General features: G+C 55.6%; 13 protein-coding genes. 9 read left to right on the top strand and 4 right to left on the bottom strand.

Annotation, left to right across the window (positions count from 1 at the left end; translation table 11 throughout):
* The first annotated feature begins 191 nt into the window (after positions 1-191).
* The 4 genes from SK58_RS03220 (at position 192) to SK58_RS03205 (ending at position 4,807) form a co-directional block, all read left to right on the top strand.
* Positions 192-1,034 (top strand): 23S rRNA (adenine(2030)-N(6))-methyltransferase RlmJ, encoded by an 843-nt coding sequence (locus SK58_RS03220; protein WP_006808562.1) that lies wholly within the window; start codon positions 192-194, stop codon positions 1,032-1,034.
* A gap of 70 nt (positions 1,035-1,104) precedes the next feature.
* A complete protein-coding gene (gorA, locus tag SK58_RS03215) occupies positions 1,105-2,457 on the top strand; it encodes a glutathione-disulfide reductase (RefSeq protein WP_017384179.1) in 1,353 nt (450 codons plus the stop codon).
* A 171-nt stretch (positions 2,458-2,628) separates the two neighbouring features.
* Entirely contained in the window at positions 2,629-2,916 is a 288-nt protein-coding gene (locus tag SK58_RS03210) for a hypothetical protein (protein ID WP_015571509.1), read from the top strand.
* Positions 2,917-3,157: 241 nt separating this feature from the next.
* Positions 3,158-4,807 carry an alpha,alpha-trehalase gene (locus SK58_RS03205; RefSeq protein WP_015571511.1) on the top strand — a complete coding sequence of 550 codons (1,650 nt, stop codon included), beginning with the start codon at positions 3,158-3,160 and terminating at the stop codon, positions 4,805-4,807.
* Between the two features lie 57 nt (positions 4,808-4,864).
* Here SK58_RS03205 and SK58_RS03200 read toward each other — a convergent pair whose 3' ends face one another.
* Entirely contained in the window at positions 4,865-6,451 is a 1,587-nt protein-coding gene (locus SK58_RS03200) for an STY4199 family HEPN domain-containing protein (protein WP_048219358.1), read from the bottom strand.
* 146 nt (positions 6,452-6,597) lie between these two features.
* On the opposite strand from SK58_RS03200, the gene SK58_RS03195 reads away from it, so the two are divergent.
* Both SK58_RS03195 and SK58_RS03190 read left to right on the top strand, forming a co-directional pair.
* Positions 6,598-7,131 carry a GNAT family N-acetyltransferase gene (locus SK58_RS03195; RefSeq protein ID WP_045910933.1) on the top strand — a complete coding sequence of 178 codons (534 nt, stop codon included), beginning with the start codon at positions 6,598-6,600 and terminating at the stop codon, positions 7,129-7,131.
* Positions 7,132-7,208: 77 nt separating this feature from the next.
* Positions 7,209-7,547 (top strand): lysozyme, encoded by a 339-nt coding sequence (locus SK58_RS03190; RefSeq protein WP_015571514.1) that lies wholly within the window; start codon positions 7,209-7,211, stop codon positions 7,545-7,547.
* Here SK58_RS03190 and SK58_RS03185 read toward each other — a convergent pair.
* Positions 7,526-8,128, bottom strand: coding sequence for a response regulator transcription factor (locus SK58_RS03185; protein WP_017384182.1), 603 nt, complete (start codon positions 8,126-8,128; stop codon positions 7,526-7,528). The two genes, SK58_RS03190 and SK58_RS03185, sit on opposite strands and share 22 nt — an antisense overlap.
* A 174-nt stretch (positions 8,129-8,302) precedes the next feature.
* Positions 8,303-9,061: an SDR family NAD(P)-dependent oxidoreductase gene (locus SK58_RS03180; RefSeq protein WP_017693813.1), complete on the bottom strand. Its 759-nt coding sequence runs from the start codon at positions 9,059-9,061 to the stop codon at positions 8,303-8,305.
* A 119-nt stretch (positions 9,062-9,180) separates the two neighbouring features.
* Here SK58_RS03180 and SK58_RS03175 point away from each other — a divergent pair, with 119 nt between their 5' ends.
* The 3 genes from SK58_RS03175 to SK58_RS03165 all read left to right on the top strand — a co-directional run bounded on the left by SK58_RS03175 (position 9,181) and on the right by SK58_RS03165 (position 12,739).
* Positions 9,181-10,080: a LysR family transcriptional regulator gene (locus tag SK58_RS03175; RefSeq protein ID WP_017384184.1), complete on the top strand. Its 900-nt coding sequence runs from the start codon at positions 9,181-9,183 to the stop codon at positions 10,078-10,080.
* Positions 10,081-10,130: 50 nt separating this feature from the next.
* Positions 10,131-11,156 carry an inner membrane protein YhjD gene (yhjD, locus tag SK58_RS03170; RefSeq protein WP_023295574.1) on the top strand — a complete coding sequence of 342 codons (1,026 nt, stop codon included), beginning with the start codon at positions 10,131-10,133 and terminating at the stop codon, positions 11,154-11,156.
* A gap of 260 nt (positions 11,157-11,416) precedes the next feature.
* Positions 11,417-12,739, top strand: coding sequence for an MFS transporter (locus SK58_RS03165; RefSeq protein ID WP_015571519.1), 1,323 nt, complete (start codon positions 11,417-11,419; stop codon positions 12,737-12,739).
* Positions 12,740-12,816: 77 nt separating this feature from the next.
* Here SK58_RS03165 and SK58_RS03160 read toward each other — a convergent pair whose 3' ends face one another.
* Entirely contained in the window at positions 12,817-14,859 is a 2,043-nt protein-coding gene (locus tag SK58_RS03160) for an AsmA family protein (RefSeq protein WP_048219356.1), read from the bottom strand.
* Positions 14,860-14,891: the final 32 nt, after the last annotated feature.

Raw genomic sequence — 14,891 nt, 5'->3', positions numbered from 1 at the left:
AATAGATGAATGAAGCGCGCATCCGGCGCTGTGCATATTGTTTTCAGTAATGGGGTTAAGTGTAGAGGATTTCAATGCCGAAGGTTGTCGAAAAACGCCCGGTGGCGCTGCGCTTACCGGGCCTGCGGGTAATCTGTGCCGTTCTGCTGTAAACTGTGGCAAATCGTCAATTCAGCGGAATATCATTACCCATGCTCAGTTATCGCCACAGCTTCCACGCAGGCAACCACGCCGACGTCCTCAAACATACCGTTCAGAGCCTGATCATCGAATCGCTTAAAGAAAAGGATAAACCGTTCCTTTATCTGGACACCCACGCGGGCGCGGGCCGTTATCAGCTGAGCGGCGAGCATGCCGAGCGTACTGGTGAATATCTGGAAGGGATTGCGCGTATCTGGCAGCAGGACGATCTGCCTGCCGAGCTGGAGCCGTACATTGGCGTGGTGAATCACTTCAACCGCAACGGCCAGCTGCGTTACTACCCGGGTTCACCACTGATTGCCCGCCAGCTGCTGCGCGAGCAGGACAGCCTTCAGCTGACAGAGCTGCACCCGAGCGACTTCCCGCTGCTGCGTTCTGAGTTTCAGAAAGATAACCGCGCCCGCGTGGACAAAGCCGATGGCTACCAGCAGCTGAAAGCCAAACTGCCGCCGGTTTCCCGTCGCGGCCTGGTGCTGATCGACCCGCCGTACGAAATCAAAACCGACTATCAGGCGGTGGTGACCGGCATTAACGAAGGTTACAAACGCTTTGCGACCGGCACCTATGCCCTGTGGTATCCGGTAGTGCTGCGCGCGCAAATTAAACGCATGATCAAAGACCTCGAAGCGACCGGCATTCGTAAAATCCTGCAAATTGAGCTGGCGGTGCGCCCTGACAGCGACCAGCGCGGCATGACCGCGTCCGGCATGATCGTCATTAACCCGCCGTGGAAGCTCGAAGCACAGATGAACAACGTGCTGCCGTGGCTGCACAAAACGCTGGTGCCAGCCGGTACGGGTCACGCCACCGTGAGCTGGATCGTGCCGGAGTAATCGCAGCCATCGGTGGAAACTATTGATTTCAGGTATACAATCGCGGCAATTCACGATTAAGGACAACGCTATGACTAAGCATTATGACTACATCGCAATCGGCGGCGGCAGCGGCGGCATCGCCTCCATCAACCGTGCAGCCATGTACGGCCAGAAGTGTGCGCTGATTGAAGCCAAAGAACTCGGCGGCACCTGCGTGAACGTGGGTTGTGTACCGAAGAAAGTGATGTGGCATGCCGCGCAAATCCGTGAAGCTATCCATATGTATGGCCCGGACTACGGCTTTGACACCACCATCAACCACTTCGACTGGGATAAACTGATCGCCAGCCGTACCGCCTACATCGACCGTATTCACACCTCGTACGATAACGTACTGGGCAAGAATAACGTCGACGTGATCCGCGGCTTCGCCCGTTTCGTGGATGCGAAGACGATCGAAGTGAACGGCGAGACGATCACCGCCGATCACATCCTGATCGCCACCGGTGGCCGTCCGAGCCACCCGAACATTCCGGGCGCGGAATACGGTATCGACTCCGACGGTTTCTTCGAGCTGCCTGCTCTGCCAGAACGCGTTGCCATTGTGGGCGCAGGTTACATCGCGGTTGAGCTGGCCGGCGTGATTAACGGCCTGGGAGCGGAAGCGCACCTGTTCGTGCGTAAACACGCGCCGCTGCGCAGCTTTGACCCGCTGATCGTCGACACGCTGGTTGAGGTGATGAACGCCGAAGGCCCAACCCTGCACACCAACGCCGTGCCAAAAGCGGTGGTGAAAAATGCGGACGGTAGCCTGACTCTGGAGCTGGAAGATGGTCGCAGCCAGACCGTTGATTGCCTGATCTGGGCGATTGGTCGTGAACCGGCCACCGACAACTTCAATCTGGCCGCAACCGGGGTGAAAACCAATGAAAAAGGCTACATTGTCGTTGATAAATTCCAGAACACCAGCGTACCGGGCATTTATGCCGTCGGTGATAACACCGGCGCCGTAGAGCTGACGCCGGTTGCCGTGGCGGCGGGGCGTCGTCTTTCCGAGCGTCTGTTTAATAACAAGCCGGACGAACATCTGGACTACAGCAACATCCCGACCGTGGTCTTCAGCCACCCGCCAATCGGTACCGTCGGCTTAACCGAGCCGCAGGCGCGTGAGCAGTACGGCGATGACCAGGTGAAAGTGTATAAATCGGCGTTTACCGCGATGTATACCGCGGTCACCTCGCACCGTCAGCCATGCCGCATGAAGCTGGTCTGCGTGGGCCCGGAGGAGAAGATCGTCGGCATCCACGGCATTGGTTTCGGCATGGACGAGATCCTGCAAGGCTTCGCGGTGGCACTGAAGATGGGCGCAACGAAGAAAGACTTCGATAACACCGTGGCGATCCACCCGACTGCGGCGGAAGAGTTTGTGACTATGCGCTGATCCGTCTGATCCGCAACAAAACCGGCCAGCAGGCCGGTTTTTTTATGCCCTGGGCAGGTAAACCCAACGGCTGTACAAACGGTAACAAAATAACCCGGTACCCGCGGTGGAATTAACTAATCTTAGAAAGCGCTACGCGTTCGCCTGTTACTACGGAAAAAGATTAGAGATATGAAAATGCACGTAAAGATCACCGCAAAACTGATGGCCAAAATGCACCTTGTTCTCGCGCTGGTATGGGCGATACTGACGATTCCTACCCTGCTGTGGTGGAAAAACAGCATTCTGTGGGTGTCGTTAATGAGCATTTACGCCATCGTGATTTCCCATCTGGCTGCGTACAGCGCCGCCCATGCGGAAAAAGCGGCCAGCAAGGCGATGGATAAAAGCGAAGGCGCCAGCCAGAAAGCCAATCAAACCGCCAACAGCCTTCAGGGCGATGCGCGTCAGGCACATTAATCTGTGCGTATATGCAGAATACCGAATGCTCTGAATTTTATTCCTGCTCTGTTTCCAAAGATTCTGATTTAATAATTTCATAATCAAAGGGATATCTGATTTTCAGCGTGTTTAAATCCATTTTGAAAGCGTGATCTACCGCACACTTCGCACCGCATTAACCGAAGCGAATGTCTACGCTTTAAAGATAGCCGGGAAAAACCCGTATTGGTTACGACAAAAACCGGAGGTCCTGAACACCATGTTCAACCAGAAACTACAGACTGCCGAGGATATCGAGTTCGAGATTGCAGAAGAGCTGCGCTACGAAACCGATCCCTGTGAGTTAAAACTGGATGAGATGATCGAGGCAGAGCCGGAACCGGAAATGATTGAAGGACTGCCGGCGTCCGATGCCCTTACGCCCGCAGACCGCTACCTTGAACTGTTTGAACACGTCCAGTCGTCGCGGCTGTTTGCGGACAGCAAAACCTTTCCCGACTGCGCGCCGAAGATGGATCCGCTGGATATTTTGATCCGCTATCGCAAGGTGCGTCGTCACCGTGATTTTGACCTGGCGCGCTTTGTGGAGAATCACTTCTGGCTGCCGGAGGACTACAGCAAAGAGTACGTCTCTGACCCCGGCCTGTCCCTGAAAGAACATATTGATAATCTGTGGCCGGTGCTGACGCGCGAACCGCAGGATCACATCCCGTGGTCGTCGCTGCTGGCGCTGCCGCAGGCCTATATTGTGCCCGGCGGGCGATTCAGTGAGACCTACTACTGGGACTCTTACTTCTCCATGCTGGGGCTTGCTGAAAGCGGTCGTAACGATCTGCTGAAATGTATGGCCGATAACTTCGCCTGGCTGATTGAGCGCTACGGCCATATCCCGAACGGCAACCGTACCTACTATCTCAGCCGCTCCCAGCCGCCCGTTTTTGCCCTGATGGTGGAGCTGTTTGAAGAGGACGGCGTGCGAGGGGCGAAGCGCTATCTTGAGCATCTTAAGATGGAGTACGCCTTCTGGATGGACGGGGCGGAATCGCTGCTGCTCAATCAGGCCTATCGCAGTGCGGTACGCATGCCGGATGGCTCATTGCTCAACCGCTACTGGGACGATCGCGACACGCCGCGAGATGAATCGTGGATTGAGGACGTGGAAACCGCCCGTCATTCCGGTCGTCCGCCGAACGAGGTGTATCGCGACCTGCGCGCCGGGGCAGCCTCAGGATGGGATTACTCATCCCGCTGGCTGCGCGATCCTGCGCGGCTGGCCAGCATCCGCACGACACAATTTATCCCCATTGATTTGAACGCATTCCTGTTCAAACTGGAGAGCGCTATCGCCAATATCTCCGCGTCGAAAGGGGATAAAGAGACGGCTGATCTGTTCCGCCAGAAAGCCAGCGACCGGCGCGCGGCGGTGAACCGCTATCTGTGGGACGAAGAGAACGGCTGTTATCGTGATTACGACTGGCGGCGTGAAGCCCTGGCGCTGTTCTCTGCGGCCAGCATTGTGCCGCTCTATGTGGGCATGGCGACGCATGAGCAGGCTGAACGGCTGTCCGATGCCGTTAAAGCCCGTCTGCTCACGCCGGGCGGTATTCTCGCCACCGAATATGAAACCGGGGAGCAGTGGGATAAGCCGAACGGCTGGGCGCCGCTCCAGTGGATGGCGATCCAGGGGTTCAAGCAGTACGGCAACGACTCGCTGGGAGATGAGATCGCCTGGAGCTGGCTGCACACGGTGAACCATTACTACAAAACCCATCATAAGCTGATTGAGAAGTACCACATCGCCAGCAGCACGCCACGCGAAGGTGGCGGGGGTGAGTATCCGTTGCAGGATGGCTTCGGCTGGACGAATGGCGTGGTGCGGCGGTTGATTGGGCTGTATGGGGAGCCCTGAGCCTCACCCCTCACCCTGCCCCTCTCCCCTGAGTGGCAGGGTGAGGGGGAAAAATAATCAGCGGATCACCTCATAAATGGCAGTCTGGATGGACTGCCATTTTTTTGTGCTGGCATCGGGCTGCGTCTTCGCGCGGCGCGTTGCCATATCGGCGTCGTGCTGCTGGCGTTTCACCACCGCGGGAACGGTACAGAATGCTTTCAGGTACTGCTTACGCATAGGCGTCAGCGATTCGCCGTTCGCCATCGCATGGCTAAGCGTATTAATAAAGCGTCGGCAGGGCTTTTGCTCTGTCATTTGCAGGCGGTAGCGCAACATTACTTCCAGTACATCGTCGTAGCCTGCCGACAACGCCTCCTCCGTCCATGACATTTTCCAGTCCATCCCGCCCTGCAAAAACAGGAGCGCCACGCGGGTGTCATTGCGATTGATGGCCGAGCGGAAATTATTCTCATCCCAGGTAACACCCATGCGGGTTAACGTCTCGCGTGAGGAAGGCGTTTCGCGCATCTCCTGCACCTGCGCGGGAGATACCGTACTGGCCACAGCCGGCTGCGGTTTACTGCTGGTCACCAGCCAGAATCCCCCCACGACAATCGCGATAACCATCACGCCAACCGCTCCCCACAGCACGCCGGAAATCAGCTGTTCGCGCTGCTCTGGCGTACGCGCGGTGCGCTGAGTCGGTTTTTCTATGCTGTCGCGCACTTCAAAAAGATCGCCGCCTGTGGTGCGGTCCATTTTTTGCGCCTTTTCCCAGAACGCGTGCAGCTCGCTTTCGTCCACCGCCATCAGCGCCGCCGGGTTAACGCGTGTCCGCCCTTCCTCAAACGCGCGCTGAACGGAGCGGGTGATCTGCGTGTAATAGCAGTCGAGCAGCTGGATTTGCGCCCCGCTTAACGGCTGCTGCACGGTGATGCTGTTGCGGATTTGTCGAATATCTTCGAGGAAGGTTTGCAGGGTTTTGCGGGGCTCTACCAGCAGCGTCAGCATGTCCGGAGCGTTAAACAGCGGCGCGTAGTAGCGGCTAAATTCTTTTTTATCCACCAGCAGCTGGGCCAGTTCGCTGAACAACATGCCGCTCAGAACATCATTAATCTCACCGTTTTTCAGCCAGCGACGCACGCGTTCAGCGTTAAACAAGGTCTTAAGATGATTATTCAGCCGCACCGGATCGGGCCACGCCTGCTGTATCAGTCCTTTAATCATCAGCTCAATGGCACGCACCTGTTTCTGCGCCTGAAGCTGGCTCTCCTTCTCTGGCACCCTCCCGGTTTCGTAGGTCAGGAGGGGCTGTTGCAGGCGCAGATATTCAAGGGAGGTGACGAAGCGCATCGCCGCAATCAGCTGATTTTCGCTGACATCCTGCCCGCTTTCATACTGGGGAACACGCTGCTGAAGCAAGCGTAATTGCAGCGTAAAGGCCGTCATTTCCGCATCATTCAGATTCAGCTTCCTGGCTACGGCGCCCCACCCGCCCAGCCCCAGGCGGGCGCTATCCAGTTGCTCCAGAAACCAGCGTGGATCTTTTCCTTCAGAAACATGTACATTCAACAGAAGTAAAATTTCAACAGACGCCTGACGGATCGCTGCCAGACAGTGTTCAAACTGTTCGCGGGTATGATGCGATGAGCTAATCATCATTGTTTTCCTTGAGAGACAATGAGTACCGCTAAAGCGGCATTAAAAGTCGTTTTTCTTTTTATTTATATGAGGTTAAACATACCTGACTTTCTGTTGAAATAAAGTGACAACCTTATAATCATTTGCAATGCCTCCGGAGGATCGTCATGCCCGCCTTAACCACCGCGCGTCTCACCTGCTCGCCGCTGCAAGAGCAAGACTGGCCCTTTTTTCTGTCGCTACAGCAAAATCCTGAGGTGATGCGTTTTGTCGCCCCTGCGCGTAGCGAGGCGGACATTCGGGAAGCCTTTGAGTCTCGTCTGTTGCCGTGGATGCCGGGCAGCTCGTACTGGCTCTGCCTTGTGGTGCGTGAGACGGCCAGCCAGACGCCGCTGGGCGTAACCGGCTATGTGCACCGGGAAGCAGATTGTGCTGAAGTCGGTTTTCTCTTTGCGCCCTCTGCGCAGGGGAAAGGTTACGGCTTTGAATCTCTGCGGGCTGTGTGTGATTTCGCGCTGACTCAGGGTAATATCCGTCGGCTCACCGCCACCGTGACGGCGGGAAATATCGCCTCAAGGCGACTGCTGGAAAAAACAGGTTTTCAACTGGAAGGTGAGTTGCGTGAGAGTTATTTCCTTTCAGGGCAATGGCATAACGACTGGTTATTCGGTTTACTGAAAAAGGAATTCCCGTTCAGTTAAACCTGATCAACAGCCATTTGGCGGATATTTCCCCGGCGGCGTTTCCTCTATAGTCGCGCCACTAAGAGGAAACGCTTATGACGGGTTATGCAATGCAGATATCTTCTGCTGCAATCGCATTAATTAAAAAACAACAGGGTCTTTCCCTGGAGAAATACCGTGACGAAAAGGGTATATGGGTTATTGGTTATGGTCACGTGATTCGCCAGTGGGAAAAATTTAACAGTCTCATCACGCCGATTGAGGCGGAGAATTTGCTTTTTAATGATATTCAATTATGTGAGGCGCTGCTGCGGGAAATGAACAAACGCCCATTAACCCAACAGCAGCATGACGCCCTGATATTAACCCTCTTCAGTTTTGGGGAAGAGTCCCCTCTGCCTGAGAAGATCCTTCAGGCCGTCGCCCGGGTGTAGTACATCGCGGCCTGCGTCCGGTTTTTGACATCAAGACGCCGGAAAAGCGTCTCAAGATGGGCTTTTACCGTTGCCGCACTGATATTGAGATTACGACCAATCTCTTTATTGGACTCTCCGGCCGCCAGTAACTTCAATACCTCACGCTGGCGCTCGCTTAACACTGCCAGTTCATCCTGAGAGGAGTGCTGCTTCAGCCACTCGCCGGGAAAACAGACCATTCCACGCGATACGGAATCCAGCACTGCGGAAAAGCGTTCGGGATTCGCATTGCGGGGAATTATCGCCACCACGTTGCGCTGAAACATTTGCTCAACCCAACGTCGCTCTTTTTTCGTTAACACCAACACCACGCGCGACGCTGGAAAACGATCCATAATCTCTTCCAGTAAAGCCACACCATTATCACGAATTAAATACCCATCTATCATGACGATAGCGGAGGGTGACGCGGATAATTGCGCCCATAATTCATCAGTCTGACGAGCCCCTGTCATCTCTATTTTCGGAATTAACTTCTGCAAACTGTACATCGCTCCATGAATAAATAATGACTGCCTGTCAAACATGATTACTCGCATCGTTTTACTCCTCTGAGAATAGCGAAGGGGGATTCTACAGAGGCATTTTTTAAGAAAAAACTCAATGAATGGAGAGGTTACAAATCACCCAGCTCTCTTTATATCTTCCAGCATTTAGACATACCTGTTTTAAGGATTTCCTTAAGAGGGTTCCCTCCCCCTTAAGACTGAACATTACAGGAACATACCGCCTGAAACTTCAATACGTTGTGCATTCATCCAGCCCAGTTTGTCACTGAGCAACGCCGCAATGGCATCACCAATATCATCGGGCAGGCCCACGCGTCCCAGCGCCGTCTGCGAGGCCAGCAGCTGGTTAAGCTCCGCATTATCCCGCACGCGTCCGCCCCCAAAGTCGGTTTCAATCGCACCGGGCGCGATGATATTGACGGAAATTCCGCGCGCGCCAAGCTCTTTTGCCTGATAGCGGGTCAGCACCTCCATCGCCCCTTTCATTGCCGCGTAGGTGCCTGAACCGGGCTGAGTAAAACGGGCCAGTCCGCTGGAGACGTTCAGGATCCGCCCTCCGTCTTTTATGAGCGGCAGCAGCTGTTGCGTGAGGAAAAACGGCCCTTTGAAGTGAATGTTCAGCGCATCATCAAACTGCGCCTCCGTCGTCTCGGTATAGGGTGCGTATAACCCCGTGCCTGCGTTGTTCACTAAATAGTCAAAGGTGTCACGTTGCCAGACGTGTTTGAGGGTATCCTTCACCTGCTGAGCAAAGCGCGAAAAACTTGCCGTATCGCCGACGTTAAGCTGCAATGCTGCCGCTTTCCCGCCTGTTGCCTCGATTTCGCGCACAACATCCTGCGCCTCCTGCTGGCTGTTGTTCCAGGTCAGGATGATGCCTGTCCCTTCCGCGGCCAGCTTCAAAACGGCATTTTTCCCCAGGCCGCGGCTACCGCCCGTCACTAAAGCAATACGTTCACTCATAATTCACCTCGTTTCGGCTGTGATGAAGATTGAGAAAGAGCTTATTAGATGGTAGAAAATCAATAAATAGTGCCGTCAGCGCTTCACTGTTTCATTCATAACAACAATGACCAACATCTATGGATAAAATACACGCAATGCAGCTTTTCCTTCGGGTCGCGGAACTGGAAAGTTTTTCCCGCGCGGCGGAGACGTTAAGCCTGCCGAAGGGGAGCGTATCGCGACAGATCCAGGCACTGGAAAACGCACTGGGCACGCAGCTGCTGCACCGCACTACCCGCCGCGTCAGCCTGACGCAGGACGGCATGGTTTATTACGAGCGCGCTAAAGATCTGCTGATGAATCTGGACGAACTGGACGGCATGTTCCTGCACGACCCTTCAACCATCAGCGGTCGGCTACGTGTGGATATGCCCGTTGCCATTGCGCGAAATGTAGTCATTCCGAAACTGCCTGCATTTTTACAACAGTTTCCCGGCATTGAGCTGGAGCTGAGTAGCAGCGATCGTCTGGTCGATGTCATCCGCGAAGGATTTGACTGTGTGGTTCGCGTGGGAAACTTAAAGGACTCCGGGCTTATCGCCCGCCCGCTTGGGAAACTCTCGGTGATTAACTGCGCCAGCCCGGATTATCTGACGCGATTCGGCTACCCTGAGACGCTGGACGATTTGGCTTCGCATGCCCTCATCCACTACTCCGCCACGCTGGGCACGCGTCCGCAGGGTTTTGAGTATTACAACGGCAGCGCGACCCAGTGGGTAAAAACGGGAGGCGTATTGACGGTTAACAGCACTGAAACCTACCAGGCCGCCTGTATCGCCGGGCTTGGCATTATTCAGGTTCCGCGCGTCGGGGTGCGTGATGCCCTGCGCACGAAAAAACTCGTTGAGATCCTGCCGCAATACCGGGCTGAACCGATGCCCGTCTCCCTCATTTATCCCCACCGCCGTAACCTCTCCCGCCGGGTGCATGTGTTTATGGAGTGGCTTACCGAACTCACAAAAGGTTACGTCGACTAGCCACAAGCTATAATTCAGTAACATCCAGCTCAACGAAAAGGAAAATGCGCGTGACGCCGGAAAATAACCCGCAACGACCGACTCAACATTTAGATTATGAACCCATCAAAAAGATGGATAACGAACCTGAAGCGCCGAAAGAGCCTGGAACGGCCAGCAAAGCGCTGGGCACCGTGACCGGCATAGCCGAAAAAATTCAGCAGATACCCGCGATTGCTCACCTGATACGCGCCGCTGAGCGCTTTAACGACCGCATGGGAAATCAGTTTGGCGCGGCGATTACCTATTTCTCGTTCCTGTCGATGATCCCCATCCTGATGGTGTCATTTGCCGCCGCCGGTTTTGTGCTGGCGTCTCACCCGACGCTGTTGCAGGACATCTTCAATAAGATCCTGACCAACGTCAGCGACCAGACGCTCGCCGCAACGCTCAAAAGCACCATCAACACCGCCGTGCAGCAGCGTACCACCGTGGGTATCGTCGGGTTGCTGATTGCGCTCTATTCCGGGGTGAACTGGATGGGCAACCTGCGTGAGGCTATTCGCGCCCAGTCGCGTGACGTCTGGGAGCGTAGACCGCAGGATCAGGAGAAGATATGGGTGAAGTATCTGCGCGACTTTATTTCGCTGATTGGGCTGCTGGTGGCGCTGGTCATTACGCTCTCCATCACCTCGGTCGCCGGTTCCGCGCAGCAGATGATTATCTCCGCGCTGTACCTGGATTACATTGAATGGCTGAAACCGGCCTGGCGCGGCATTGGGCTGGCCATTTCTATCTTTGCTAACTACCTTCTGTTCTTCTGGATCTTCTGGCGTTTGCCCCGCCATCGTCCGCGCAAGAAGGCGCTGATGCGCGGGACATTGATTGCCGCCATTGGTTTTGAGGTGATCAAGATTGTGATGACCTATACGCTGCCGTCCCTGGTGAAGTCTCCCTCCGGCGCGGCCTTTGGTTCGGTGCTGGGGCTGATGGCTTTCTTCTATTTCTTCGCTCGCCTGACGCTGTTCTGCGCCGCGTGGATCGCCACGGCAGAGTATAAAGATGACCCGCGCATGCCGGGTAAAACCCACCGCTGATATCATGTCGGGCTGATATTTCAGCCCGATTCGCCATTTCAGCATATAAATCCAGGCCGTAACTTTTATTTAACGCAAAACCAGTTTTAATGACTGATATTTAAAAAGTGTGAAGCATTTCATAGAAGTGTTTTCGCTGGTCTGAAAATTATCCGCTTTTTGTTGCTTTTATGACCACACCACGCCTTTGTTACAGATTGAAATGTCGCTTTTGCTATGCCTAATATGGCCCTTCGTTCGTCCAAAAATAAGAAAATATTATGCAAGCAACAGCCACCACACTTAACGAAGGGGCGGAACACGTTCCGGTCAACTCGCGCAATAAAGTCGTCGTCGCATCGCTGATTGGCACCGCCATTGAGTTCTTCGACTTTTATATTTACGCCACCGCTGCGGTCATTGTCTTTCCGCATATTTTCTTCCCTCAGGGCGACCCGACGGCAGCCACGCTACAGTCTTTAGCCACCTTTGCTATCGCCTTCGTTGCGCGTCCGATTGGTTCAGCGGTCTTTGGGCATTTTGGCGATCGCGTCGGCCGTAAAGTGACGCTGGTTGCCTCGCTGCTGACGATGGGGATCTCCACCGTCGCCATCGGCCTGCTGCCGACCTATGAAACTATTGGCATTCTGGCGCCTGTGCTGCTGGCGCTGGCGCGCTTTGGGCAGGGTCTGGGGCTGGGCGGGGAATGGGGCGGCGCGGCACTGCTGGCGACCGAAAACGCCCCGGCGCGCAAACGTGCCCTGTATGGCTCTTTCCCGCAGCTGGGCGCACCGATTGGGTTCTTCTTTGCTAACGGCACCTTCCTGCTCCTCTCCTGGCTGCTGACTGATGAACAGTTCATGAACTGGGGCTGGCGTATTCCATTCGTCTTCTCTGCCGTGCTGGTGCTGATTGGCCTGTACGTTCGCGTGTCGCTGCACGAGACGCCGGTCTTCGCTAAAGTCGCCGCGGCGAAAAAGCAGGTTAAAGTTCCACTGGGGACGCTGCTGACCAAACACCTCCGCGTGACCGTGCTGGGCACGTTCATCATGCTGGCAACCTACACGCTGTTCTACATCATGACCGTTTACTCCATGACCTTCAGTACCGCCGCCGCGCCGGTCGGCCTGGGCCTGCCGCGTAACGAAGTGCTGTGGATGCTGATGATGGCGGTCATCGGATTTGGTGTGATGGTGCCCATCGCGGGCCTGCTGGCGGATAAATTTGGCCGTCGTTCAAGCATGATCGTCATCACCTCGCTGATTATTCTGTTCGCGCTGTTTGTCTTCCCGCCGCTGCTGGGTTCAGGTAGCCCTGCGCTGGTGATGGCGTATCTGCTGATTGGCCTGAGCCTGATGGGGCTGACTTTTGGCCCAATGGGCGCGCTGCTGCCGGAGCTGTTTCCGACTGAAGTGCGTTACACCGGCGCGTCGTTCTCCTATAACGTTTCGTCGATTCTGGGCGCCTCGGTGGCTCCGTATATCGCCACATGGCTTCAGGCGAACTATGGCCTGTTCTATGTGGGTGTCTATCTGGCGGCAATGGCAGCGCTGACGCTGATTGCGCTGCTGCTGACGCACGAGACGAAGCATCAGGCGCTGTAAGTGAATGCCGGGTGGCGGCTACGCCTTACCCGGCCTACGATTCAGCCCTCTCCCGCAAGGGAGAGGGAGAAACGGGACTACTTCTTCATCTGCGACAAAATCGTCCGACACTGATTCGCTTCGCCTTCTGACGGCGAAATCAACGCCAGCAGCGCCGCCGCAGGGGTGACCAGCGTAGCGAGCGCGGCGGCGACCGCACCACGCGCAATCAACGGCCCGGCCTTCACGCCCGCCTGAGGATCTTTGAAGGTCCCGCGAACGTACAGCGGCGAGCGCAGGGTGATGATACGAATACCTTTACTTTCCGGATCGATGGTTAAATCCAGCTGCTCGGACGCCATGCTGGCGGTACCGGTGACGTTGATAACCGCGTTTTCCGTGTCGAAAGCGAAGATCTGCGGACGCGCCACGCCGTTGACCAGATCCAGATTTGCCGCCGCGCAGTTAACGCGTACTTCGTCGTCACCGAAGATTTGCCCGATGATAAAGTTCCCGACGTTCAGCCCCAGGATCTCCATCAGGTTACGGCTCACCAGCCCGTCGTTCATCAGCAGCTTCAGGTTGCCGTTTCCGCTACCCAGCAGCGCCGCTACCGAGTTACCCGTGCCGCGAATATCCGCGTCGCCGTTCATCTCACCGAGGGTTTTCTGCATCAGCTCCACGTCCGGCATCAGCTCTTTCAGCTTCAGCCGACGCGCCTGGATCTCCGCCCTTCCCTGCATCGGCTTTTTATCCCCCTCCAGGTGGATATTCGATGAGATGGTTCCCCCGGCCATGCCAAACTTCAGCGGTTGCAGGCGCAGGTCGGCGTTTTTCAGGATGATATGGGTCGAGAGGTTGCTCAGCGGCAGCGTGCTGCCATGCTCAATTTTACGTCCTTTGAAGCGTACATCCGCATCCATCACGTCCCATTTGTCGGTTTCGAAGCGGTCATAGGGCAGCACTTTACCCGCAGGCTGAACGTCCTTTTTAACCTCTTTAGACTTCCTGCCTTTGCCCGAATCTACGCCAATCAGCGGACCAAGATCGGCCAGACGCAGCTGGCGGGATTCAACGTCCCCCTCCAGTTTCGGGCGCGGTTTACCGGTGGTGTAGGTCAGCGTGCCGTGGATATCGCTGTCGCCGATGCGCCCGTTAAAATTCCGGTAGTCAAAGACGGACGATTTTTCGGTGTTGATTTTGGCAACCAGGCGCCCGTCCGTTTCAAACGGCGGGGTATCCGGCAGCAGCACGCCGGTCAAATCGTACAGTTCACCCAGCGAATCCCCGGCAAACTTAAGCTGGAGGTCGACGCCGCCCATGTTCATCGGGTCGTTAACCGTGCCCACGAACGCCACGCGGGTGTTGCCCGAGCGGAAATCCGCCTGCACCGGGAACGGCGTGCCCTCACTCCTGAGCGCCAGCATGCCGCCGATTTTGCCTTTACCGGTCAGCGGCTGGCCGTTGTAGCGCCCTTTCGCCGTCAGGCCGAAGACGTAATCGCCCGCTTTGCTGTCATCGCCTTTGGCTTTACTGCCCGTCACTTCGCTAAACGGCAGCGGCTTGCCCAGCGGATCGACGAGGATCTCCACGTCAGCCTTACTCACCTTATCGTCAATGGCGATCCTCCCCCGATCGAACAGAATATTGTCGAGGCGGAAAGACCACGAAGAGGGCTGCGCATTCTGATCTTTATCGCCGCTGCTGGCGAGATCAAACGTCCAGTTATTGTTTTTCTCTGACAGGCGAATCAGCCGCGCGTCGGGCTGCTGAAGTTTGATCCACGGCAGATACACCGTTTTGGTTAACAGGGCTAACGGCGCCAGCGTGGCTTCCACGCGCGGCAGGTGGATCATGGTCACTTCGGGGATGTCCGGCGGGTTGCCGAGAATGATGTCGTCGGCGTGAACGTGCGGCCATGGCACCCAGCTTCGCCAGCCGGTTTCCTCTTTCTGGCGCTCCCACACGACACCCAAATCGCCACGTATTGCGAAGGGGCGGTTTAGCTCGGTTGAGACTTTCTGGTTGATGGTCGGTTTGAGCCGGTTCCAGTCAAACGTGGCGATAATGATGATTAAGACCACGATCAGCAACAAGAAAATCCCTGCTGTCCAGGAAATCACCCTGGTTGTTTTTGTCATTGTTGTCCCCTTTCCTGATGAACTTGCCTCTA

Origin of the sequence: Enterobacter sp. BIDMC93 (assembly GCF_001037805.1) — a bacterium.
In the GTDB taxonomy this organism is placed as follows: Bacteria; Pseudomonadota; Gammaproteobacteria; order Enterobacterales; family Enterobacteriaceae; genus Enterobacter; species Enterobacter hormaechei_C.
The sequence above is the reverse complement of the archived record's forward strand: the minus strand, read 5'-3'. Positions and strand labels throughout refer to the sequence as shown.